The 23,220-nt window shown below is 68.8% G+C and carries 24 protein-coding genes; 17 read left to right on the top strand and 7 right to left on the bottom strand.

Annotated features, from left to right (window positions below; genetic code table 11):
- Positions 1-89: 89 nt before the first annotated feature.
- On the bottom strand, positions 90-1,166 hold the full coding sequence (locus ACWGID_RS22330) for a ricin-type beta-trefoil lectin domain protein (protein ID WP_452199390.1): 1,077 nt from the start codon (positions 1,164-1,166) through the stop codon (positions 90-92).
- Between the two features lie 107 nt (positions 1,167-1,273).
- The gene (locus tag ACWGID_RS22335; RefSeq protein WP_452199392.1) at positions 1,274-1,849 is read right to left on the bottom strand and encodes a helix-turn-helix domain-containing protein; all 576 of its coding nucleotides are present in this window, start codon (positions 1,847-1,849) and stop codon (positions 1,274-1,276) included.
- Positions 1,850-1,903: 54 nt separating this feature from the next.
- Here ACWGID_RS22335 and ACWGID_RS22340 point away from each other — a divergent pair, with 54 nt between their 5' ends.
- From ACWGID_RS22340 to ACWGID_RS22365, 6 genes are all read left to right on the top strand, one after another.
- Positions 1,904-2,590 (top strand): AzlC family ABC transporter permease, encoded by a 687-nt coding sequence (locus tag ACWGID_RS22340; RefSeq protein WP_452199394.1) that lies wholly within the window; start codon positions 1,904-1,906, stop codon positions 2,588-2,590.
- Positions 2,587-2,910 carry an AzlD domain-containing protein gene (locus ACWGID_RS22345; RefSeq protein WP_452199396.1) on the top strand — a complete coding sequence of 108 codons (324 nt, stop codon included), beginning with the start codon at positions 2,587-2,589 and terminating at the stop codon, positions 2,908-2,910. Before ACWGID_RS22340 ends, ACWGID_RS22345 begins: the two co-directional genes overlap by 4 nt.
- A 106-nt stretch (positions 2,911-3,016) precedes the next feature.
- A complete protein-coding gene (locus tag ACWGID_RS22350) occupies positions 3,017-3,724 on the top strand; it encodes a hypothetical protein (protein ID WP_452199398.1) in 708 nt (235 codons plus the stop codon).
- A 5-nt stretch (positions 3,725-3,729) separates the two neighbouring features.
- Positions 3,730-4,431, top strand: coding sequence for a tyrosine-protein phosphatase (locus tag ACWGID_RS22355; RefSeq protein ID WP_452199553.1), 702 nt, complete (start codon positions 3,730-3,732; stop codon positions 4,429-4,431).
- A 42-nt stretch (positions 4,432-4,473) separates the two neighbouring features.
- The gene (locus tag ACWGID_RS22360) at positions 4,474-5,373 is read left to right on the top strand and encodes an ABC transporter permease (protein ID WP_452199400.1); all 900 of its coding nucleotides are present in this window, start codon (positions 4,474-4,476) and stop codon (positions 5,371-5,373) included.
- On the top strand, positions 5,360-6,118 hold the full coding sequence (locus ACWGID_RS22365; RefSeq protein ID WP_452199402.1) for an ABC transporter ATP-binding protein: 759 nt from the start codon (positions 5,360-5,362) through the stop codon (positions 6,116-6,118). The genes ACWGID_RS22360 and ACWGID_RS22365 overlap by 14 nt, the downstream gene beginning before the upstream one ends.
- A gap of 6 nt (positions 6,119-6,124) precedes the next feature.
- Here the strand turns inward: ACWGID_RS22365 and ACWGID_RS22370 are convergent, their stop codons facing one another.
- Together ACWGID_RS22370 and ACWGID_RS22375 are read right to left on the bottom strand one after the other, a co-directional pair.
- The gene (locus ACWGID_RS22370; protein WP_452199404.1) at positions 6,125-7,129 is read right to left on the bottom strand and encodes a glycosyltransferase family 2 protein; all 1,005 of its coding nucleotides are present in this window, start codon (positions 7,127-7,129) and stop codon (positions 6,125-6,127) included.
- 6 nt (positions 7,130-7,135) lie between these two features.
- The gene (locus ACWGID_RS22375; protein WP_452199406.1) at positions 7,136-8,767 is read right to left on the bottom strand and encodes an LCP family protein; all 1,632 of its coding nucleotides are present in this window, start codon (positions 8,765-8,767) and stop codon (positions 7,136-7,138) included.
- 122 nt (positions 8,768-8,889) lie between these two features.
- Between ACWGID_RS22375 and ACWGID_RS22380 the strand changes: the two genes are divergently transcribed.
- The 4 genes from ACWGID_RS22380 (at position 8,890) to galE (ending at position 13,515) form a co-directional block, all read left to right on the top strand.
- Positions 8,890-9,720, top strand: coding sequence for a S1 family peptidase (locus tag ACWGID_RS22380; protein WP_452199408.1), 831 nt, complete (start codon positions 8,890-8,892; stop codon positions 9,718-9,720).
- A 63-nt stretch (positions 9,721-9,783) separates the two neighbouring features.
- Entirely contained in the window at positions 9,784-11,871 is a 2,088-nt protein-coding gene (locus tag ACWGID_RS22385; protein ID WP_452199410.1) for a spermine/spermidine synthase domain-containing protein, read from the top strand.
- On the top strand, positions 11,868-12,500 hold the full coding sequence (locus tag ACWGID_RS22390; RefSeq protein WP_452199412.1) for a class I SAM-dependent methyltransferase: 633 nt from the start codon (positions 11,868-11,870) through the stop codon (positions 12,498-12,500). Before ACWGID_RS22385 ends, ACWGID_RS22390 begins: the two co-directional genes overlap by 4 nt.
- 61 nt (positions 12,501-12,561) lie before the next feature.
- Positions 12,562-13,515 carry a UDP-glucose 4-epimerase GalE gene (gene galE / locus ACWGID_RS22395; RefSeq protein WP_452199414.1) on the top strand — a complete coding sequence of 318 codons (954 nt, stop codon included), beginning with the start codon at positions 12,562-12,564 and terminating at the stop codon, positions 13,513-13,515.
- On the opposite strand, the gene ACWGID_RS22400 is transcribed toward galE, so the two are convergent.
- Positions 13,512-14,291, bottom strand: coding sequence for an SDR family NAD(P)-dependent oxidoreductase (locus ACWGID_RS22400; RefSeq protein ID WP_452199415.1), 780 nt, complete (start codon positions 14,289-14,291; stop codon positions 13,512-13,514). The genes galE and ACWGID_RS22400 overlap by 4 nt on opposite strands.
- Positions 14,292-14,293: 2 nt before the next feature.
- Positions 14,294-14,974 carry a TIGR03089 family protein gene (locus ACWGID_RS22405; protein WP_452199417.1) on the bottom strand — a complete coding sequence of 227 codons (681 nt, stop codon included), beginning with the start codon at positions 14,972-14,974 and terminating at the stop codon, positions 14,294-14,296.
- Positions 14,975-15,048: 74 nt separating this feature from the next.
- On the opposite strand from ACWGID_RS22405, the gene ACWGID_RS22410 reads away from it, so the two are divergent.
- The gene (locus ACWGID_RS22410) at positions 15,049-15,402 is read left to right on the top strand and encodes a twin-arginine translocase TatA/TatE family subunit (RefSeq protein WP_452199419.1); all 354 of its coding nucleotides are present in this window, start codon (positions 15,049-15,051) and stop codon (positions 15,400-15,402) included.
- Here ACWGID_RS22410 and ACWGID_RS22415 read toward each other — a convergent pair.
- Positions 15,361-16,272 carry a LysR family transcriptional regulator gene (locus ACWGID_RS22415; RefSeq protein WP_452199421.1) on the bottom strand — a complete coding sequence of 304 codons (912 nt, stop codon included), beginning with the start codon at positions 16,270-16,272 and terminating at the stop codon, positions 15,361-15,363. The genes ACWGID_RS22410 and ACWGID_RS22415 overlap by 42 nt on opposite strands.
- A 70-nt stretch (positions 16,273-16,342) precedes the next feature.
- Between ACWGID_RS22415 and ACWGID_RS22420 the strand changes: the two genes are divergently transcribed.
- The 6 genes from ACWGID_RS22420 (at position 16,343) to ACWGID_RS22445 (ending at position 22,808) form a co-directional block, all read left to right on the top strand.
- Entirely contained in the window at positions 16,343-17,191 is an 849-nt protein-coding gene (locus tag ACWGID_RS22420) for an SDR family NAD(P)-dependent oxidoreductase (protein ID WP_452199423.1), read from the top strand.
- A gap of 42 nt (positions 17,192-17,233) precedes the next feature.
- Positions 17,234-18,121 carry a siderophore-interacting protein gene (locus ACWGID_RS22425; RefSeq protein ID WP_452199425.1) on the top strand — a complete coding sequence of 296 codons (888 nt, stop codon included), beginning with the start codon at positions 17,234-17,236 and terminating at the stop codon, positions 18,119-18,121.
- A gap of 9 nt (positions 18,122-18,130) precedes the next feature.
- The gene (locus tag ACWGID_RS22430; protein ID WP_452199426.1) at positions 18,131-19,468 is read left to right on the top strand and encodes a hemolysin family protein; all 1,338 of its coding nucleotides are present in this window, start codon (positions 18,131-18,133) and stop codon (positions 19,466-19,468) included.
- The gene (locus ACWGID_RS22435) at positions 19,465-20,532 is read left to right on the top strand and encodes a hemolysin family protein (RefSeq protein WP_452199428.1); all 1,068 of its coding nucleotides are present in this window, start codon (positions 19,465-19,467) and stop codon (positions 20,530-20,532) included. The genes ACWGID_RS22430 and ACWGID_RS22435 overlap by 4 nt, the downstream gene beginning before the upstream one ends.
- Positions 20,533-20,631: 99 nt before the next feature.
- On the top strand, positions 20,632-21,702 hold the full coding sequence (locus ACWGID_RS22440) for an NAD(+)/NADH kinase (RefSeq protein ID WP_452199430.1): 1,071 nt from the start codon (positions 20,632-20,634) through the stop codon (positions 21,700-21,702).
- Positions 21,703-21,713: 11 nt separating this feature from the next.
- On the top strand, positions 21,714-22,808 hold the full coding sequence (locus ACWGID_RS22445; protein ID WP_452199432.1) for a mannose-1-phosphate guanylyltransferase: 1,095 nt from the start codon (positions 21,714-21,716) through the stop codon (positions 22,806-22,808).
- The last annotated feature ends 412 nt before the right edge of the window (positions 22,809-23,220 follow it).

A 23,220-nucleotide genomic window follows, 5' to 3' on the forward strand; every position in this document is an offset into this window, starting at 1 on the left:
GTCTCGTGGGCGGGGCCCGGCCCCCAGTCATTTGGCGCTCTCGGCGCGGGGGCGCCCCGCTCGCGCGGGCGGGCCCCCCCGCTGTGCTTTCAGAACGTCCAGCGCTGTCCGGCCGAGTTGTTGCAAGTGGCAACGGTTACCGGGTTGCCCAGGGCAGCGGGTGCGGTCAGGCAGCGGCCGCCGGACCGGATGGTGCCGTCACCGGGCAGGCTCCACTGCTGGTTCGTGCCGCCGTGGCAGCTGTACAGGATGACGGCGCCGGCCTGTGTGGCGCTGGCGTCCAGACAGCCGAACTGCGCGTGGAACGTGGTGTTCTCGGCGTGCACCCAGTTCTGGTTGTCGCCGCCGGTGCAGCTGTAGAGCAGGATCGTCGTACCGTCGGTTCCGGAGACGTCGAGGCAGCCGCCGCTGCCGCGGATGTCACCGGACGCGGAGTTGCCGATGCCGTTCTCCTGCACGGCGGACGATCCGTTGAGGGTGACCTTGCTGTCCGCGGCACAGCCCGTACTCACCGAGCTGCCGGTGAAGTGCGCGGTGAGGCTGCCGCTGGTCGGTGCGCTCATCGTGAGCTTCGAGTACGGCTCGTCGTCACAGGTCGCCTTGGCGTTGTTCCAGTCGAAGTACTCGGTCCAGCTGACCATGCCCGACGTACTGATCGTGTTGCCTGCTCCCGTTTGCAGGCTGCCGAGTTTGAACGACGTACCGGCAGTGAGGTCGCGGACGGTCACGCCATACCAGCCGCTGCCTTCACTGGCGACGGCGAACGCGTAGGTGTGGCCGGGCGTCGGGGCTCGGTCGAGGCGGCAACTACCTCCGGTGCCGTCCTCCTGGAACTGGATGCAGTAGGTGCCGGCGTCGCCGACCTTCCAGGCGGTGGAGTTCCACAGCGAGTAGAGGAACATGCCTTCGCCGTCGCGGTGGGTCTGCATGCCGGTGTACCCGCCGACGTCGCCGCCGGTGAAGGCGAACTGGTTGGACCAGTAGACGTTCGCGCGGCCGGGTGCGTTGTTGATCGTCATCCGGAACTCGGCCTGGGTGAGCGAGGGAGTGTCGAACGTGTAGTTCACGTAGGTGCCGGGCGTGACGCCGATGGCGGACGCGCTGCCGGGGATCAGCGCGGCGGCGAGGCCGAGCAGGGCGCAGAGCAGTAAGGACTTGAGTCTCATCGGGGGTGCTACCTCCAAGCGAAGCGGGCGGTACTTCGACTTCGAGAGCTCTCATCGACGATGATGCGCAGAGCTGCGCGCAGATGTCCAGAGGTGAGCGGTTAACGTTACATGTGCTCGGAAACGAGCGTTGCCGCCGTTCCTTCCTCGAGTGCCTGGAAGATGTGCGGGAGGTCGCCGGGGTAGGCGATGTAGTCGCCCGGGAGCAGTTCGACCGGCTCGTCGGCCGGGCCGACCAGGGCTCGTCCGGAGCCGAGGATCACGTGCTCGACGACGCCCGGCATGTGCGGCTCGGACTTCCGGCCGGGGCCGGGGGAGGCGACGATCCGGTAGAGGTCACGGCGGGCGTTCGGCGGGCTGGACGCGACCAGGGTGGCGCTGTACTCGGCCTGGTCGGAGTAGATCGCGGGTCCTTCGCCGGCCCGGATCACCTGGATCTTCGGCCGCGGCGGGTCGAGCAGCGCCGCGAACGGGGTGTCGAGGGCAACGGCCAGCGCCCACAGCGTTTCGACGCTTGGGTTGCCGGTGCCGGACTCGAGCTGAGAGAGCGTGGACTTCGCGACTCCCGCCCGCTTAGCGACCTCGGTCAGTGACAGTCCGGCGCGCGCCCGGTGCCGGCGCAGAGAGGCTGCGATCACGTCGAGCGGTGCTCTGGTGCTGTCCATGACGATCGTTCGCTCCATCGGTCTGGTTGTTCGGCTTGACGAACGGGCGGCGCGTTGTTCATCATAATGCCCATGCGTTCGATCTGGCGAACACTCGATCGGGGACTCGCCCGGGACATCGGTCTGGTCTGTCTGGCCGACGGCGTCGTCGGGCTCTCGTACGGCGCGATCAGCGTCGGCGGCGGGCTGCCGTTGTGGGTGCCGATCCTGTTGTCGATCGTGGTCTTCGCGGGCGCGTCGCAGTTCCTGTTCGTCGGGATCGTGGCGGCCGGCGGCAGCCCGATCGCGGCGATGATCGCGGGTCTGCTGGTGAACACCCGGCACGTCCCGTTCGGCCTGGCGGTGAGCGACGTGATCGGTGGTGGCTGGCGGCGCTGGGCCGGCAGTCACGTGATGACCGACGAGAACGTGGCGTTCGCGATGGGACAGGACGACGTACGGCAGAAGCGGGCGGCGTACTGGGCGGGCGGGATCGGCATCTTCGTCTGCTGGAACATCGGCGTCGTCGTCGGTGGACTGGCCGGCTCGGTCATCACCGATACTGACATGTTCGGCCTGGACGCTGCGTTCCCGGCGGTCCTGCTGGCCCTGGTCCTGCCGTCCTTGCGCGACCGATCGACGCGTACGGCGGCCCTCGTCGGCGTCGTCGTCGCGCTGGCGACCACCCCGTTCCTGCCAGCCGGTCTACCCGTCCTGTGCGCGCTGGCGGGGCTGCTCTGCTACCGCGCCACGAAGCCCGCCGTGGAGGTGGCCCCATGACCAATACCCCGCTCCTGCTGGTCGGCATCGGAGTGCTTGCTGTGGGGACCTTTTCGCTGCGGTTCGCGGGGCCCGCGCTGCGGAGTCGCTTCGAGGTGCCGGAGCGGGTGCAGCAGTTGCTGGCCGCGGCCGCGATCGTGCTGCTGACCGCATTGGTCGCCACCTCCGCGCTGACCGAGGGCCACGGTCCGGCCGGGATCGCACGTCCGGCCGGAGTGCTGGTGGGCGGTGTGCTGGCGTGGCGGAAGGCGCCGTTCGTCCTGATCGTGGTGGCCGCCGCAGTCACCGCGGCCGGCCTACGCCTGCTCGGCGTCCCGTAGCCGGCGGGGTATCGGGCCGCTAGCGGGCTGCAGCACGTCAGCGGTCAGACAACCCGGCAGCCGCAAGAGTGGGCGTGGTCATCCCCGCAGCGGATACCGTGCGGCTATGAGCATGCAGCCCGGGCAGCCCGGACCGGCACCCGCCAAGTCGATCCTGCCGAAGATCGCCATCGCCTGTTTCGTCGTCGGGGCGATCGTGACCGGGATCTTCGCCTGGCAGATCGTCGTGACGGCACCGCGGAAGCCGCAGCCGATCGAGTCCGGGCAGGTCGTGCTGAAGAAGGAGGGGCTGACGATCTACGCGTCCGTCCCGGTGCTCGCCCCGCCGTGCAAGGCGCAGGACGCGAACGGCAACGACGTACCGCTGAAGCGGCCGACCGGGTCGGAGACCGTCACGATCAACGACGACATCTGGTACGTCATCGCGAAGTCGGAGCAGACCGTACCGGCCGGGACCTACAACATCTCGTGCACGGACGACGAGACCAACGCGACGTACGCCGCCGGGCCGAAGATGTCTGTCGTGCGCTTCGTCCTGTCGATCCTCGGCGCGGTGTTCGCGCTGCTGATCTTCGTCGGGCTCGGCAGCACGTTCCTGGTGATCGGGGCGGTCCGCAAGGGTCGTCGGAATCGTCAGGGTCAGACCTTCCCGACCCAACCTGGTGCCCCGGGCAACTATCCCCAGCCCAACTACTCGCAGTCGAACTACCCGCAATCCGGCTACCCGCAGCAGCCGCCGCCGTCCGACCACACGTTCCCCGCGCCCCCGCCGTACAACCCGGGCCCGAACCCGGACCGTCCGCAGGACCGGTGACCGGGATGGACCTCGACTGGCCGGGCTGCCGCAACGTCCGGGACGTCGGCGGCCTGCCGACCGCCGACGGGCGGGTGATCCGCGCGGGGGTGCTGATCCGTGCCGACAGCCTGGGGTACTTGACCGACGACGGCGTCGCGGCGGTGCGCCGGTCCGGCGTGACCCGGATCCTCGACCTGCGCGGCGACGCCGAGGTCGCGCAGTTCCCGACACCGTTCACCGGTACGCCGCTGGCGGTGCGGCAATCGGTGCACGACCCGGCCGACCCGGACCACGGTCAGCCGACGATCATCGCGGCGTGCCTCTGGATGCTCGACCAGCGGCCCGAGCGGTTCGCGGCCGCGGTGAAGGCGATCGCGGACGAGCCGGACGGCGCGGTCGTCGTGCACTGTCACGGCGGCAAGGACCGGACCGGCATGGTCGTGGCGCTGGCGTTGAGCGTGGCCGGCGTACCGGAGCAGGAGATCGTCGCCGACTACTTCCGCACGCAGTCGCGGATGGCGGCCTGGCTCGAGGAGCAGCTGGCCGACGAGCCGGACTTGTCGCGGCACCCGGAGATGCGCGAGTTCCGCGACACCCGGGCCGAGTCGATCGTCGCGATCCTGCGGCACCTGGACGCGAACTACGGCGGACCGGAGGCATACCTGCGGCACGGTGGTCTTACCGACACCGATCTCAGCAAGCTGAGAGCACGCTTGGTGGCCTGACCTGCGTCACCCGGGCGTCACGGAGCGCAGTACATTAACGCAATGCCGACCGCCGCAGAGCAGACCGGGGTCACCGACCCGACGGAGCTTGCAGGGCTGGCCGAACGCTACGGACTCTCCAAGAGCTCGATCCGCCCTCCGCTCGGCTCGTACCTTCGCGAGCTGTGGAGCCGTCGCCAGTTCGTCTTCAGCTATGCCACCGCGCGCACCTACGCCATGTACGCCGGAGCCCGCCTGGGCTCGATCTGGCAGGTACTGACACCGCTGCTGAACGCGGCGGTCTACTACCTCGCCTTCGGTGTCCTGCTCGGGACCAAGAACGGGATCGACAACTACGTCGCGTTCCTGCTCAGCGGGATCTTCGTGTTCACGTTCACCCAGCGCTGCATGACCGAGGGGTCCCGCTCGCTGGCGCTGAACATGTCCCTGATCCGCACCCTGCACTTCCCGCGCGCGACACTCCCGCTGGCCTATGTGCTGAACGAGCTGAACCAAATGCTGGTCTCGCTGGCGATCCTGTTCGTGGTCGTCGGGTTCACCGACGGACCGGCCTGGCGCTGGTTCCTCGTCGTACCGGCGTTGCTGCTGCAGATCATGTTCAACATCGGGATCACGCTGGTGTTCGCGCGGATCGGGACGTTCGTCTCCGACGTCACCCAGCTGCTGCCGTTCATCACCCGGACCTGGCTGTACGCGTCCGGCATCTTCTTCTCGCTGCCGGCCAAGCTGACCCAGCTCGATGCGCCGCCGTGGGTGACCCAGGTGCTCGCGCTCAACCCGATCTCGGCGTACATCGACATCGTCCGGCGGTCGCTGCTGCAGGAACACCAGGCGAACGAACTGCCACACGCCTGGACGATCGCGATCGTCTGGTCATTCGTGATGCTGGCCGGTGGGTTCTGGTACTTCTGGCGGGCGGAGGACCGTTATGGGCGCGGCTGATCCCACAGTGATCGCCGACCGGTTGGACATCATCTACAAGGTGATCGCCGGCCAAGGCGGCAAGGGTACGGCGGCGACGGCGCTGCGGCGGATCGTCAAACGCCAGGACCGGCCGACGATCCGTGAGGTGCACGCGGTCAAGAAGGTCACCTTCACGGCGTACAAGGGCGATGCGATCGGCGTGATCGGCCGCAACGGCTCCGGCAAGTCGACCATGCTGCGGGCCATCGCCGGCCTGCTGCCGCCGGCCTCCGGCGCGGTCTACACCGGCGGGCGGCCATCGCTGCTCGGCGTCAACGCCGCGATGATGAACGACCTCACCGGCGACCGGAACGTGGTGCTCGGCTGTCTTGCGATGGGCATGTCCCCGGCCGAGATCGACAACCGGTACGACGAGATCGTCGAGTTCTCCGGGATCGGGGACTTCATCGACCTGCCGATGTCGACGTACTCGTCCGGGATGCAGGCGCGGCTGAAGTTCGCGATCGCCTCGGCGAAGACGCACGACATCCTGCTCGTGGACGAGGCGCTGGCCACCGGTGACGCCGAGTTCCGGGTCCGGTCGGAGCGCAAGATCAAGGAACTCCGCGACCAGGCCGGGACGGTGTTCCTGGTCAGCCACAGCCTGGACGTGGTGCAGGAGACCTGCAACCGCGCGCTGTGGCTGGACAGCGGCGTCCTGAAGCTCGACGGGCCGGTGGACGAGGTCGTCGCGGCCTACATCAAGGCCACACGGGCCGGCTAGCCGGGGCTAGACGGCCTTCGGGTGCTCCCGGAGGCCGACCAGGAAGCCGAGGCCCCAGGAGACGTGCATGGTCGCGCAGACCAGCGGTAGCCAGGCCAGCGCCTTCCAGGGCAGGTACCGGCCCTCCATCGCCGAGCCGAAGAGCAGCAGCACGGCATAGCCGAGCGGGGCCAGGAAGCCGATGTCGAGCCAGCTGATGCCGGTGGCCAGGCCGATGATGCCGAGGATCGTGCCGACGGCCAGCGCGATCACCGCGACCGGGGGAGCCAGGTACCGCTTGCTGGCGGTCTCCGGGTGCCGGCGGATCACCTCACGGCGCCACTGACCGGTGTGGAAGAACTGCTTGGCCACCGCGGACAGCGACGAGCGCGGCCGGTAGGTGACGGACAGGTCCGGGCTGAACCAGATCAGACCGCCGGTCTTGCGGATCCGGTAGTTCAGCTCCCAGTCCTGGGCCCGGTGCATGGTTTCGTCGAAACCGCCGACCCGCTCCAGCGCGGCCCGCCGGAACACCCCGAGGTAAACGGTGTCGGCCGGTCCGGCCTTGCCGCCCTGGTGGAACGTGGACGCGCCCAGCCCGAGGCGGGAGCGGTACGCGCAGGCGACCGCCATCTCGGTCGGGGTCCGGCCCTCGGCGGCCATCACGCCGCCGACGTTGTCCGCGCCGCTCTCCTCCAGCACCTCGACCGCGCGGGTGATGTACCCGTCGGTGAGCGCGCCGTGCCCGTCGACCCGGACCAGGATGTCGTGCTTGGCGTGCGCGATCCCGACGTTCAGCGCCGCCGGGGTCTTGCCGGTCGGGTTCGGGACGATGCTGATCCGGTGGTCCTTCTCGGCCAGCTTGTCCGCGATCTCCTCGGTCCGGTCCTTGCCCGGCCCGATCGCCAGCACGACTTCGAGCTCACCCGGGTAGTCCTGGTCGAGGACACGCCCGACCGCCTCCTCGAGGTGGCGTTCCTCGTTCAGCACGGGCATCACGACGGACACGGGTGGCCAGTGGGACAGCGGCATATCAGGTCAGGCCTTACAGATCGATGCGACGTCGTCGACGCCGGTGGCGGGTGTGGTCGGTGAGGTGGTCGGCTTCTTGGTGCTGCCGGTGGTCGGCTGCTTCGTCGAAGTGCTGCTCGGGTGCTTGCTGGCGGTACTACTCGGAGTGTTCGAGGTCTTACCGTCTCCTCCCGAGCCGCCCTTGTCCAGTTGTTCCGACTTCGCGATCGCTTCCGCGACCTTGGTACGGATCAACGCGAAGTCCGGGTCGCCGGTGTGGATCAACGGCGGGACCGCGGAGAAGCTTGACACCGGCAGCTTCTTCGCGTCCAGCGCGAGGTCGGTGAAGGTGCCCAGCTCACTGGCCGGAATGCTGGTCTTGACCACTTCCTTGCTGGCCGACGCGATGCCCTGGAACTTGGTCAGCACGGTCGACGGCGACAGCTGGTTCAGCATCGCCGACATCACGCACTTCTGCCGGGCCATCCGCTCGTAGTCCGAGGACTCGGCCCGGGAGCGGGCGAACCAGAGCGCGTGGTACCCGTCCAGGTGCTGGTTCTTGCCGGGTTCGATGTAGCCCTTGATCGGCGAGCTGCCGCCGCCGATCGGAACCCGCTTGCCGATGTCCAGGGTGATCCCGCCGACCGCGTTCAGCAGGTCGCGGAAGCCGGCCAGGTCGATCAGCACGTAGTAGTTGATCTTCAGTCCGGTGACCGCCTCGACGGCCTGGGTGGTCGCGGTCTCGCCCGGGTTCGGGTCACCGGGGAACAGGTTCTTGTGGTTCGCGGCGTAGGTGTACACCGCGTTCAGCAGGCATTCGGCACCGCAGTTCTTCCACTTGAAGCCGTCCGGGAACTGCTTCGCCATCGCCGTACCGGCGGGGAACGGGACCTTGGCCAGGTTCCGCGGCAGGCCGACCAGGACCGTGCGGCCCGTGTCGGCGTCGATGCTGGCCACCGTCATGCTGTCCGGGCGGGTACCGATCCGGTCCGCGCCGGAGTCGCCGCCCATCAGCAGCACGTTGTAGCGGCCCTTCTCGGCCTTCGAGGTCTTGCCGCTGCCGAACACGCTGGCGACGAAGTCCCGCTGGGTGTTCACGATCACGCTGGCGTAGATCAGGGCGCCGACGACCACGAAGATCATCACGCCGTCCAGGATGCTGGCGGTCAGCCGGTGGTTGCGTTCCAGCATCAGCGGCTGGCCGAGCCGGTAGGCGTCCACGAACAGCGCCGCCCAGCCGACCGCGAGCAGGATCAGCAGCACCTGGACGAACCGCAGCGTGCCCGGACGGACCAGGATGTTGATCGTGCCGGACCGCCAGATCAGGCCGAGCACCACGAAGAAGATCACGATCGCGAGCAGGCCGGCGACGATCCGCCAGACCCAGCGCCCGGTCTTCCGGCTGCCCGCGACGATCTGCGCCGACCCGGGCAGGAACAGTGTCATCAGCAACAGCGTCAGCGCCCGCTTGAACCGCACCGGTTCGCGGAGGTTGCGCAGGTCTGGCTTCTCCTGCGGCATGACGTCCTTCCGTAATCCATCCGGGGCGGCTGCTGCCGACCGTACCTTGTCGTTCCTCATCGACTGGTACGACGTGCCGGGGTAGGCGATGGTTCGGGACCGGGCGGATCCGGAGACGAAGAGTAGCAGTCCCTTCACGCAGCGCAGGAAAACCCGTGTACTGACCCTGTGGACAGGCGGTTTCACACAGTTGTGATGGAGACCGGCCAACGGATGCGTTACGAAGTCCTGCAAGCACAAACAGTGAGGAAACCGCCCCCATGAAACTCCTGCGTACGCTCCTGGCTGCCTCCACGGTCGCAGCCACCACCTTGCTCGGCGCCACATCCGCCCACGCGGCCCCCGGCGCGGACTTCACCGGCATCGCCGCCCTGAGCAACTGTTCCGCCTCCCTCGTCCGGTACGCCGAATCGGTGGACACCGACAAGGCCCTGGTACTCACCAACGGGCACTGCTACGAGGGCGGGTTCCTGCAACCCGGCCAGGTGCTGGTGAACAAGGCGTCGACGCGCTCGATCACTCTGCTCAAGCCGGACGCGAGCAGGGCCGGTACGGTCCGCGCCGACAAGATCCTGTTCGGCACGATGACCAAGACCGACATGATCGTCTACGAGGTGAACGAGACCTACGCGTCGATCAAGACCCGGCTGAACGTCACCCCGCTGACACTGGCCAAGCAGGCGCCGGCGAACGGCACCGGGATGGCGGTCGTGTCCGGTTACTGGCAGCGCATCTACACCTGCTCGGTGCAGGCCACGATTCCCCAGCTCCGCGAGGGCGACTGGACCTGGCAGAACTCGATCAAGTACCAGCAGCCCGGCTGCGAGACCATCGGCGGTACGTCGGGTTCGCCGGTCGTCAGCACCACAACGGGTGAAGTCATCGGCGTGAACAACACCGGAAATGAAGACGGCGAGCAGTGCACGGTGAACAACCCGTGCGAGGTCGACGCCGACGGCAACGTCACGGTCGAGAAGGGCGCGGCGTACGGCGAGCAGACCTGGTGGCTCTACACCTGCCTGACCGCCGATCGCGCGATCGACCTGAACAAGTCCGGCTGCGAGCTCCCGAAACCGGCCCGTCGGCACTGACAGTCGGTAACGCTGCCGCGGGGGTGACGCAGACCACTTGCTTATCCGGTAACGTCCCCCCGCATGGCAGTCGACTCCGCAACTGACCACGTCACGACAACAAGTTGGCCGAGCCCGTTCGGAGTACGGACGCGGTTGGTCGCGTCCAGTGCGCTGATGCTGTTCACCGAGCTCGCGCTGATTCGCTGGACCGGCTCGAACGTGGTCCATCTGAGCTATTTCTCGAACTTCGTGTTGCTCGGCTCGTTCCTCGGCATCGGGATCGGTGTCCTCCGGTCCGGCCGGGCGAAACGCTTGCCGTACTACTCGCCGATCATGCTGGGCCTGCTGGTCCTGGTGATCGCGTGGAAGCCGGTCACGGTCAACCGCGGCAGTTCGTCGAGCGTCATCTACTTCACCAGCCTGAACACCACTGGCCCGCCGGTCTGGGTGATCCTGCCGATCATCTTCGTCGCCGCGGCTGTGGTGCTGGCCGGTCCGGCCGAGCTCGTCGGCCGCTGTTTCTCCGAGGTACCCCGACTCACGGCGTACCGCTTCGACCTGATCGGCAGCCTGGTCGGGATCGCCGCCTTCACCGGACTGTCGTTCCTCGGCGCACCGCCGATCTGGTGGGGCCTGATCGTCACCGTGGTGTTCGCGACGCTGCTGATCCCGCGGACCGCGACGGCTCCTGGCCGGCGCGCGGTCGCGACCGGCGTGAGTGCCGCGCTCGTGCTGTCTCCGTTGATCGTGATGCTCGGTGTGTTGTTCCACGAGTCGACGCAGCCGCAGAACAGCTGGTCGCCGTACTACAAGGTGCAGACCAAGCAGTACACCTGGGAGGGTGTGCCGCTGCTGACCATCACGGTGAACGGCGTACCGCACCAGCAGGCGATCCCGGCCGACGCGCGGCTGGAGTGGGAACCGCAGTACGGACTGCCGTACGAGCGCGCGAACACCGGGAAGACGCCCAAGAACGTGCTGATCATCGGCGCCGGCTCCGGGTCGGACGTGGCGATCGCGTTGAAGAAGGGCGCGACGCACGTGGACGCGGTCGAGATCGACCCGCGGATCCGGGACCTCGGCAAGCAGTTGCACCCGGACCGTCCGTACCAGGACCCGCGGGTGACGTCGCACATCGACGACGGCCGGGCGTTCCTGTCCCGGACGAACAAGAAGTACGACATGATCCTGCTCGCGCTGCCGGACTCGCTGACGCTGGTGAACGGCGCGAGCTCGCTGCGGCTGGAGAGCTACCTGTTCACCCAGCAGGCGTTCGAGGCCGCGCGCGACCACCTGAACCCGGGTGGTGCCTTCGCGATGTACAACTACTACCGCGAGACCTGGCTGATCGACCGGCTGGCGTTGACGGCGCAGACGGCGTTCGGGCACAAGCCGTGTGTGGACAAGATCGGTGACGGCCTGCAGCAGGCCGTGGTGACCGTCGGCCTGACCGAGCAGGACCAGACCTGCGCGGCCGAGTGGCCCGGGGCGTCCGCGATCACACCGCCGCCGGCGACGGACAACCGCCCGTTCCTGTACCTGTTCACCGACCGGATCCCGAGTCTGTACCTGATCACGCTCGGGCTGGTCCTGGTCGCCGGTCTCGTCGGCGTCGGGATCGCCGGCGGCGGGGCGTCGTACAAGCGGATGCGCCCGTACGCCGACCTGTTCCTGCTCGGCGCCGGGTTCATGCTGCTCGAGACCAAGAGCATCACCGGGTTCGCGTTGCTCTTCGGTACGACGTGGGTGGTCAACGCGATCGTGTTCGCCGGCGTGCTGGTGGCGGTGTTGGCCGCGGTCGAAGTGACGAGACGGTTCAAGACACCACCGATCAAGGTGATGTTCGCGGTGCTGTTCGGCGGGCTGGCGTTGTCGTGGATCTTCCCCGACAGCTGGCTGCTGGAGATGCCGGTCGGCCTCCGGGCGCTGGTCGCGGTGCTGATCGCGTTCCTGCCGATCTTCGCCGCGAACGTGATCTTCGCGAAGCGCTTCACCGACACCGCCGACGGTACGGCGTCCTTCGGGGCGAACCTGCTCGGCGCGATGCTCGGCGGCTGCCTCGAGTACGCGGCCCTGATCATCGGCTTCCACGGCCTGCTGATCATCGCCGCACTGCTCTACGCCGGAGCGTTCATCCTGACGCCGAAGGTCAGAACAGCACTCCGATGAGCGATCTCGGCGACTACTACCGCAGCCGTGCCGGCGAGTACGACGCGGTCTACGAGAAGCCGGAACGGCAGGAGGACCTGGCGCGCCTGCGGGCCCTCCTGCCGCCGCTGGTCAGCGGCCGTTCCGTGCTGGAAGTTGCCGCAGGCACCGGTTACTGGACGAAGGCGCTCGCCACCACCGCCCGGTCGGTGGTGGCGACGGACCTGAACGACGAGACGCTGGCCGTCGCGCGGACCCGGTCGTACGGTCCGGCCGAGGTGCGGTTCGAGACCGCGGACGCCTACGACCTCGGTGCGGTCGAGGGCCGGTTCGACGCGATCTTCGCCGGGTTCTTCTGGTCGCACGTGCTGCGCGCCGACGTACGGCGGTTCGCAGCCGGGCTGCTGGACCGGGTCGAGCCGGGTGGCGTGGTGATCCTCGCGGACAACCGCTACGTCGAAGGCAGCAACTACCCGATCACCCGGACATCGGCCGCCGGCGACACCTACCAGGACCGGCAGCTCTCGGACGGGCGCAGCTTCGAGGTACTGAAGAACTTCCCGACCCGGGAACAGTTCACCGCCGACGTCGCCCCGCGCGAGGTCGAGTGGACCGAACTCGCTTATTTCTGGCTGGCAACTGTCTGCTAGTTGGTACAGGTTCGGCCCGTTTCCGAGGTCCCGGGCGGCGTGTGGTGGCAGGATCTGAGACATGACTTGGCTCGTGACTGGTGGTGCCGGATACATCGGGGCGCATGTGGTGCGCGCCTTCCGCAACGACGGGATCGACGTGGTCGTGATCGACGACCTGTCGAGTGGGAAGGCGGAGTTCGTCCCGGACGGCGTGCCGTTCGTGCAGGCGAACCTGCTCGACGGAGCAGCGGTCCGGCAGGCGCTGGACGGCGTCGAGGGGGTCGTGCACCTGGCCGGCTTCAAGTACGCCGGAGTTTCGGTGGACCGCCCACTGCACACCTACACGCAGAACGTGACCGCGATGGTGTCGCTGCTCGAAGCGATGGCGGAGAAGAACGTCGGCAACATCGTCTTCTCGTCCAGCGCGGGTGTCTACGGGACCCCGAAGGACGAGGTCGTCACCGAGGACACCGCGCCGGACCCGCAGTCGCCGTACGGGGAATCCAAGCTGATCGGTGAGTGGCTGCTCCGCGACCAGGCTGCCGCGACGGACCTGCGGCACACCTCGCTGCGCTACTTCAACGTCGTCGGGTCCGGCGACCCGGCGGTGTACGACGCCAGCCCGTACAACCTGTTCCCGATCGTCTGCAACCTGCTCACCCAGGGGAAGGTGCCGCAGATCTACGGCACCGACCACCCGACCCCGGACGGTACGTCGGTGAAGGACTACGTGCACGTCGCCGACCTGGCGCGCGCCCACGTCGCGGCCGCCCGGGCGCTCGAGTCCGGCAAGACCCTCGAGCGCGTCTACAACCTGGGTAGCGGCACCGGTACGTCGGTCCGCGAGATCATGGACGCCGCGCGCCGGGTCACCGGGATCGACTTCACCCCGTCCGAAGGCCCACGCCGCCCCGGCGACCCGTCTCGTGTGGTGGCGAACGGCGACCTCGCCGCCCGCGACCTCGGCTGGGCGAACACCTACACGGTCGACCAGATGTTCGCGACCTCGTGGGAAGCCTGGCCGAAGGGCTAGTACTCCTTCTTGAAGAAGCCGGAAGGCCCGAGGTTCATGCCGCCGGGTCCGGTGAGCACGCCGCCCTCCACGGGCAGGGTGTGGCCGGTGATCCAGGAGGCGTCGTCGGAGGCCAGGAAGGCGACCGCCGCGGCGATGTCCTCGGGCTCGCCGACGCGGCCGAGCGGGTACATCTTGCTGAAGCGCTCCAGGGTGTCCGGCTGGTTGTCCCAGTTCGGCGTCCGGATGGTGCCGGGGGCAACGACGTTGAACCGGACGCCGAGTTCGCCGTACCGCGCTGCGTAGTTGACCGTCATCGCGATCTGGCCGGCCTTCGCGGCGGCGTACTCGATGTTGCCGAACGCGGCGAGACCGTTCACCGAGCTGATCGTGACGACGTTGCCGCGGTTCTTCACCAGGTGGGGGAGCGCGGCCTGGATGCAGCGTGAGGCGCCGACGAGGGTGAGGTCCAGCTGGGCGTGGAACTCCTCGGCGGTCGCGTCCTCCGGGACGGACCGCACGATGCAACCGCCGGCGTTGTTCACCACGACGTCCAGCCGGCCGAACCGCTCGACCGCGGCCGCGACGGCGGCGTCCACGTCGTCGCGGCTCGTCACGTCGACCTGCAGCGGGAGCGCCTGCTCACCGATGCTCGCCGCGACCTCGCCGACCTTCTCCTGCTGGAGATCGGTCACCACCACCGACGCACCCTCGTCCGCCAGCCGCCGCGCGACGGCCGCCCCGATCCCTTGCGCCGCGGCTGTGACCAGCGCGACCTTCCCCTCGAACCTGCGCACGCCTACCCCTCCACGATTCGGTCGACCTTCTCGTCCGCGACCCGGCGCTCCAGCTTGGCGGCATCCAGGTTGCGGCAGAGCACGATCGAACCACCTCCGGAGATCACGCCGACGAGCAGACCCAGCCCGTCGCGGTCCGTCAGCGTCCGGGTGACCAGGATGCGGTCGGCGATCGGTTCCGCAGTACCGATCAGGTCGTCGTGGGAGAGGTCGTCGTACGCCGGTGATGCCGGCGTCGGCGGGTCGAACGGGACGAAGACGTCGGGGTGGTTGTAGACCTCGGCGCCGTAGTCCTGGATCCCGTCCGGCAGCGGTTCGCGGAAGCGTCCGCCGAGGGGCAGCAGCGCGGACGCGACAGTCTCGCGGTCGCCGCGGATCGCGAAGTCCGGGCCGGTGATCGCGAGGGCGCCGGTCTTGCTGGTGAGGGACGCGCCGACCGACCAGGTGGACAGCGCCCAGACCACGCCGAGCCAGTGCGGCGGGAGGCCGATCGCGACGGTCTCGCCGGATTCCACGTCGTACTCGTCGACCAGTAGGTTGGCGGTCTTCGCGACCCAGTTCGCGGTGGTGACCGCGCTGAGCTCGATGCGCTCGCCGGTGGTGTCGTCGTAGTAGGTCAGGAACGGGGCGGCACCGTCCCGGCGGACCGCGGCCGCGAACAGCTCGGGCAGGACTCGTGACATATGGCCCAGCCTACGGTTCGGGGGCCGACGTACCGTGGAACCGACCGGTGGTTGTTGGGTGAAAGAGGCTTGTCATGATGCCAATGCTCGCGTTGCCCGAGGGCGGCGAATGGATCGTCATCCTGGTGATCGTCGTGCTGTTGTTCGGCGCGAAGAAGCTCCCTGAGCTGACCAAGAACGCGGCCCGGGCGATGAAGGAGTTCGAGAAGGCCCGCAACGGCGACGACGACGAAACGCCGCAGGTCACCGCCCAACAGCCCCAGCCAACCGCCACCACTCAGGACACTCCGCACCAGCCGGCTCAAGCTCCGGGGGCGGACACCTCCACCCCGGCGCCGCAGGCACCCGCGCCCATCGCTCCGGCGCCTCAGGTGCCTGGGGATGGGTCAGGCCTCGGCGGCGGCAGCGCGCAGGGCGGCGGCCAGTAGGGCGACCGGCTCCGGCATCCGCCCGGGCAGCCGGGCGAGGAGGATGCGCCGCAGTTCCTGCGGTCCACCCCGGACGGTGACCACCCGAACACCCACGGGCACCGCCGAGGCCATCGACGCGGAGATCGTCGTCACCCCCGCCCCGGCCGCGACCAACTGCAGCTTCGCGAACCAGTCACGCACGGTATGCGCGATCACCGGCCGCTCGTCCAGCCCCGGCCACACACCCATCCACATCTCGCTGCTCGATGCCGGCCCGGCGATCCACCGCTGACCCCGCAGATCGTCAACGTCCACCGAGTCGTACGCCGCCAACGCGTGCCCCGTCGGCACCGCCAGCCGCAGGCTCCGTTCGGCCAGCGTCTCCAGCTTCAGTGCCGGTGACTCGGCGTCGGGCGGCCGGAACGGCGGCGCGGACGCGATCACCGCGAGATCGATCGTCCCGGCCCGCAACGCCCGGACCAAGGCGGGTGTGGAACCCTCTCGCGTCGTGACAGTCACCGCCGGGTGCGTACGCCGTACCGCGCTGATTGCCCGTGGCAACAAGACGGCGCCGGCGCTCGGGAACCAGCCCAGCCGGACGGTCCCGCCTGCGACCGGGAGGCCGGCGAGTTCGCGCGCGGTGGCGTCGATCTGATCCAGGACGGTGGCCGCGTTCCGGAGTACCACCTGGCCGGCGGTCGTCAGCGCGACGCCTTCGCGGCGACGTTCCAGGAGCTGTCCGCCCGCGGCCCGCTCGAGAGTCGCGATCTGCCGGGACACCGCGGACTGCGTGTACCCGAGCGCCGTCGCGGCGGACGTGAACGTACCCCGCTCGGCCACCTCCCGGAACACCCGCAACGCAACCAGCGAGACGTCGGTGAAGTCCATGACGTTTACGCATACCACATGTGCTGAACTTTCGTTGGAGTCATACCCGCTCCAGGCCTACGTTGGCGACATGACAGCACAACGCATCGCCCTCGTCACCGGCGCCAACCAAGGCATCGGGTATGCACTGGTCCAAGAACTCGCGCACCGGATGACCCCGGAGGACCTGGTCCTGCTCACCGGCAGGAACCCCGAACGTGTCGCCAACGCCGTCGACCAACTGAATCGCAGTACCGAGCTCCAGGCTCGCGTCGAAGGCCGGGTCCTCGACGTGACCGACGGGGACGCCGTGGCGCGGCTGGCGGCGGAGCTCGGGAGTGTGGACATCGTGGTGTCCAACGCCGTGGGGCCGTTGGAACCGGGCAAGGAGCCCGTCGAGCAGGTGGACGAGTTCGTGGACGTGGCGAACCTCGGCGCGCAGTACATGCTCCGCTCGTTCGGCCCGATCCTGGGGCCGGGCGGCCGGCTGATCGTCGTGGCCAGCTCGCTGGGCACCCTGGAACACCTGCCGGAGCACCTGTGGTCGCGGTTCGACGGGGCCTCGCTCGAGGACATCGAGAAGGTCGTCGAGGAGTGGCGGACCGCGGTCCACGACGGTACGGCGACCGCGCAGGGCTGGCCGGAGTGGATCAACTTCCCGTCGAAGGTCGCGCAGGTCGCCGCGGTCCGCGCGGTCGCCGACGACCGGCGCGAGGGTGACCTTGCGTCCAACACGCTGATCGCCTCGGTCTGCCCCGGGCTCGTTGACACCCGCGCCTCACGCCCGTGGTTCGAGGACTTCAGTCAGGCCAAGTCGCCCGCCGATGCCGTCCAGCCGATCGTCGACCTCGTCCTCGCGGACCACGTCGACCCCGCCCAGTACGGCGAACTGATCCGCGACGGTGAGGTCGTCGCGTGGACGCCGTCCACCCCTCGGTAAGCCCCTCGTCCACCCCTCACGGTTAGGTTAACCTAACTTTCTGTGAGGGGATCGACGATACGCGGTGAGATCAGGCGGCTGACCCGTTCCGGTGACTCCCGGGTGATCTGCCCGGTCCGGGTGGAGACCATCGAGTCACTGACCCCACGGTTCAGCCGGGTGACGGTGCAGGGGGACGGGCTCGCGGCGTACCGGACGATCCGGCCGGCGGACGCGTTCAAGCTGGTGATCCCGCCGGACGGGATCGGCAGCGTCCGGATGCCGAAGATCAGCCCGGCCGGTGCGCCGGTCTGGCCGCAGGACCGCCCGACGCCGCTGACCCGCGGTTTCACGGTCCGCGCGTTCGACCCGGACACCCGGCGGCTCACGTTCGACGTCGCCCTGCACGGCGACGGGCCGGCGATCACATGGTTGGACAACACCCGACGCGGCGACAGGGCGGTGCTGGTCGGTATGCGGCGCGAGTTCCACGCCGGCGACGTCGATCATCACCTGTTGATCGGCGACTCCACGTCCCTGCCCGCGATCGCGAGCATCGTCGAGAGCCTCGACGTACCGGCGACCGTTTTCCTGCAGGCGGAGACGCCGGCCGAGCGGTCGCTGGTGAAGGGGGACGTGCAGTGGATCCATTCGCCGCCGCTCGCCGGGCCGGGGAGTGCGCTGGAGGAGGCGGTCCGCGGGTTCCGGCGGCCGGCCGGGCGGTTGCAAGCGTGGTGTGCGGCCGAGGCGGGCGTGGTGCGCTCGATCCGGCCGTACCTCGTCGACGAGCTCGGGGTCGATCGCGACGATCTGCACACGGTCGCCTACTGGATCGCCGGTGAGACCGCCGAGGGCGGGGACGCGCTCCGGACGCGGGTGTTCGCGCAGGCCGCCGAGGAAGGGCTCGACGTCACCGACCCCGCGGTACTGCAGTCGCTGGAGTTCTCATAAGGTTTTGTCATGCTGATCCTGGCCGGCCTGGGCCTGATCCTGGTGCTGACCGTTGCCACCGGCTACTTCGTGTCCCAGGAATTCGCGTACGTCGCCGTCGACCGCAGCCGTCTGCGGACCCTCGCCGAAGGCGGTGACGCGGCGGCCGCCCGGGCGCTGAAGGTCACCGCACGGCTGTCGTTCGTGCTGTCCGGCGCGCAGGTCGGCATCACCATCACCGCGCTGCTGGCCGGCTACTTCGCCGAGCCCTATCTGGGCGCGGGTCTCGAGCACCTGCTCGGCGGGGCCGGGGTCCCGACAGCCGTGAGTAGGTCCGTCTCGGTGATCCTGGCGCTGTTGCTGGCAACGATCATCCAGATGGTGCTGGGCGAGCTGGCTCCGAAGAACCTGGCGATCGCGAAGGCCGAGGCGATCGCGCTCCGGCTGGCGCGTTCGACGTTGGTGTACCTGACGGTCGCCGGTCCGGTCATTCATCTGTTCGACTCGGCCTCGAACCGGATCCTCCGCCGCGTCGGCATCGAACCGGTCGAAGAACTGCCGCAGGGCGCGACACCGCAGGAGCTCGACCGGATCATCGAGACGTCGTACGAGCAGGGTCTGCTGGACCAGGACACGATGCGGTTGCTGGACCGCGGCCTGGACTTCCGCGGCCGGACCGCGGGCGAGGCGATGGTCCCGCGCGTCGACGTGGTCACCATGCATCGTGACGAGCCGCTCACCCGGGTGGTCGAGCTGCAGGACACCGGGCACAGCAGGTTCCCGGTGATCGGCGAGTCGGTCGACGAGGTGATCGGTGTCGTCGCGATCGGTGACGTGGTCGAGCTGGAGCCGGCCGATCGCGGGACGATCGCCGTCGGTTCGCTGGCGTCGCCGCCGGTCGCCGTACCGACGACGCTGCCGCTGCCGGGAGTGCTCGAGCGGCTCCGGGTCGCCCGTCGGCAGCTCGCGATCGTCGTCGACGAGTACGGCGGTTTCGCGGGCATCGTCTCGCTGGAGGACATCGCCGAGGAACTCGTCGGGGAGATCCGCGACGAGGACGACCTGCCCGAGACCGGGCTGGTGCAGGGCGGGGACGGGGCGTGGGTGGTCCCGGCCAGGTGGCGACTCGACGAGGTCGAGGAGGCCACCGGCGTACAACTGCCGGACAGTGACGACTACGAGACCGTGTCCGGGCTGGTGATGGCCCGGCTCGGGCGGATCCCGGTCGTCGGCGACGACCTGGTCGTGGAGCTGCCGCAGCGGATCGACCACGAGGGCAGGCCGATCCCGACCGAGTCGGTGCGGTTGACGGTGCAGACGATCGAGCGGCGGGTGCCTGGCATCGTGCTGATGGAGCGGGTCGCATGAGTACGACGTGGGCGCTGATCATCTCCGCCGTACTGCTGGCGTTGAACGGGTTCTTCGTGGCCGCGGAGTTCGCGCTGGTCGCGTCGAAGCGGCATCGGCTAGAGGAAATGGCGGCGTCGGGCAGCCGTTCGGCGCGGGCCGCGATCGCTGGGGTCAGCGAGTTGTCGTTGATGCTCGCGGGCGCGCAGCTCGGGATCACGCTGTGCACGCTGGGTCTCGGTTCGCTGAGCGAGCCGGCGATCGCGCAACTGCTGCACCCGCTGTTCGAGCTCGCGCACGTACCGGAGGGCGTCGGGCACGTGATCGCGCTGATCATCGCGGTCGGCGGGATCGGTCTGCTGCACGTCCTGCTCGGCGAGATGGCGCCGAAGTCGTGGGCGATCAGCGACCCCGAGCGGTCCGCGCTCGTGCTGGCGTTGCCGTTCCGCGGGTTCACGTACGTCTTCCGGCCGTTGCTGAGCGTCCTCAACTGGATGGCCAACCTCTGCGTCCGGGCGGTCGGAGTGACGCCGCAGAACGAGATCGCCAACGCCCACGGGCCGGACGAGCTGCGCCTGCTGATCGAGTCCTCCCGCGAACACGGGACCCTGGAGCAACCCGAGCACGAGCTCCTGACCGCGATGCTCGCACTGCAGAACACCACGGTCGGCCAGGTGATGACGCCGATCGCCCAGCTCTCCACGGTTTCGGCGTCCGCGTCGGCCCGCGAGGTCGAGCTGATCAGCCGCCGCGAAGGCCACTCCCGCCTCGCGGTCGTCAGCTCCGGTACGTCGATCTGCGGCATCGTGCACGTCCGCGACGCCGCCCGCGCGACGACCGCCGGCGACACCGGCAGCCGCGCCTCGGACCTGATGATGGCGGCCCTCGAACTCGGCGAGAACACCCCGGTGGCCAAGGCGATCCGCACGATGCGCGACGAACGGTCACAGCTCGCGGTCGTCTGCGGCGGCGAGCAGGCCATCGGCGTGGTCGCCCTGGAGGACCTCCTCGAGGAAGTCATCGGCGAGTTCGACGACGAAACCGACCCGATTGTCACCGCCGCCCGCACCGAGGCCGCCGACTGACACACTTTGTGCACCCACCGCGCGTTTCGGGGTGCTCCAGATAGGCGGTGGGTGCACAAAGTCGCCGGATACGGTGGTTGCGAGGGCGGAGGAGGGCCAGTGGCGATTGAGCGGATCGGGCTTGTGGTTCATCAGGGGCGGCCGGTGGCAGTGGAGACCGCCGGGACCGTACGCAAGTGGGCGGCCGACCACGGGATCGGGTGCACCGACATCGACGTCTGGAAGGACCATCAGGAACGCCGCAGCGGCACCGACGAGCTGCACCACGCCGGTGATCCGGACCTCGTGGTCACGCTCGGCGGCGACGGCACGTTCCTGCGCGGCGCGCGGATCGCGGCGAAGAACAACGCGGCGGTGCTCGGCGTCGACCTCGGGAAGGTCGGGTTCCTGACCGAGGTGGCATGCCGCGACGTCGAGGCCGCCCTCGAGGCGGTACAGCACGGCGGAGCGACGTACGAGGAACGGATGACGCTGACCATGCGGGCGTCGCGGCCGCTGGAAATCCCGACCGGGATCGAGTCACTGCTGCGGTACGGGCACGGACCGGCGCTGCCGCCACCACCGGTGCGGCACGAGATGGCCGAGGGCGACGGCTGGGGGATGGCGCTGGACGTCACCGCGCTGAACGACGTGGTCGTGGAGAAACTGGCGCGCGATCATCAAGTGGCGTTGGGCGTTTACCTTTCGGGGCGCTTGCTGGCGTCGTACTCCGCGGACGCGGTGATTGTCGCGACGCCGACCGGATCGACGGCGTACAGCTTCGCAGCGGGTGGACCGATCCTGTCGCCGAACACCGAAGCGATCGTGTTCACTCCGGTCGCGCCCCACATGACCTTCAATCGGACCGTCGTCGCGGCGCCGGACGAGGCGATCGCGCTGCGGGTGCTGCCGCATTCGGGACAGGCCGCGGTCAGCATCGACGGGCAGTTGCGCGGCGTGCTCGACCCGGGGGACTGGATCGGGGTGTACGGATCGCCGCAGCGGTTGCGGTTGGTGCGCCTGCGTCCGACCGACTTCTACGGACGGTTGCGCGATCGCTTCCAGCTCACCGACGCGCCGGCGACGGCGCTCGACGGGCAGTCCGAGTTGTTCTGGCAGCCGGCCGATTCGCCGGTGCCGCCCGACCTGCAGCACCTGCGCATCCCGCCACCGCCTGGTGACGACCGGTAGGGTCTGTCCCCATGCGGAACGTGGTGATCCTGGCAGGTGGTTCGGGGACCAGGCTGTGGCCGATGTCCAGAGACGACAGGCCCAAGCAGGTGCTGCCGTTGGCGGCCGGGCAGTCGCTGTTGCGGGTGGCGTACAACCGCCTGCGCGGACTGGTCGCGCCGGAGAACATCTATGTGTGCACGGTCGGCGCGATCACCGACGTCGTACGCAAGGAACTCCCCGAGCTCGGCGAGCACAACATCATCGGCGAACCGGCCCGGCGGGACACCGCGAACGCGGTTGGGCTCGCGTCCGCCGTGGTGGCGCGCAACGATCCGGACGCGGTCGTCGCGTTCGTCGGGTCGGACCACCTGATCAGTCCGGAGGACGAGTTCCGGGCGGCGATCGAGCACGGGTTCGAGGTGGTGGAGGCGCGGCCGAAGTCGCTGGTGACGTTCGGCATCGAGCCGACGCATCCGCACACCGGGCTCGGCTACATCGAGCGCGGGGCGGCGATCGAGGGTACGTCGGCCTTCGTCGTCGACCGTTTCCGGGAGAAGCCGGATCGGTCGACCGCCGAGGAGTACCTGGCGACCGGGCGCTTCTGGTGGAACTCCGGGATGTTCGTCTGGCAGGCATCGACCGTGCTCAACGTCCTGGACTCGCTGCTGCCCGAGTCGGCGACCCGGCTGCGTGAGGTCGCGTCCGTGTGGGACACCCCCGAACGCGACGCGACGCTGGCCGAGATCTACCCGAACCTGCGCAAGATCAGCGTCGACTACGCCGTGATGGAGCCCGCCTCCCAAGGCAAGGTGGACGCCGACGTGGTCGTCGTACCGATGCCGGTGCACTGGCTCGACGTCGGCTCGTGGGCCGCCCTGGCCGACACGTACGACGCCGACCCGAACGGCAACCGCACCGACAGCATCACCCTGAGCTGCCTGCTCGACTCCCACGACAACATCATCGTCACCGACGACCCCGACCACCTGATCGCCACCGTAGGCCTCCGCAGCCACATCATCGTCCACACCCAGGACGTCACCATGGTCTGCCCCCTCTCCGACGGCGAACGCGTCAAAGACCTAGTAGCCCAAGTCCAATCCGACCACGCGAACTACATCTGAGCCGCACCACGGTCCAGCGGTCTGCCGCCCTCGCAGCGGACCTCGAACATCCGATCCGGACCTTGGACAGGCAATAGCGTGTCTCCCGTCCGCAGAGGGTGTCCGAGGTCCGGCCTGCAGGGGAGGTGCGACTTAGCGTAGTCGTGGCGTCGCGGGGTGCAGTAGTGTGCTGACGTCGACGGGCAATCACCAAGCGACGATGCCATCGGCAACCAATCGGCGGGCGCCGATGCGGACAGGTCCAACGAGACGGGGCAGGCATCCCGTACAGGACTTGATGGCAGTCGGCCACCAACGGCTGACCCGAATGCGGGTGACGACCCTAGCGATCGAACAACCGATCGCTACACGACCAAGTCGGAGCATGACCCGGCCGGAGTCACCACAGACACGCCAGGTCACGAGTTCGTCG

Source organism: Kribbella sp. NPDC054772 (assembly GCF_053611945.1).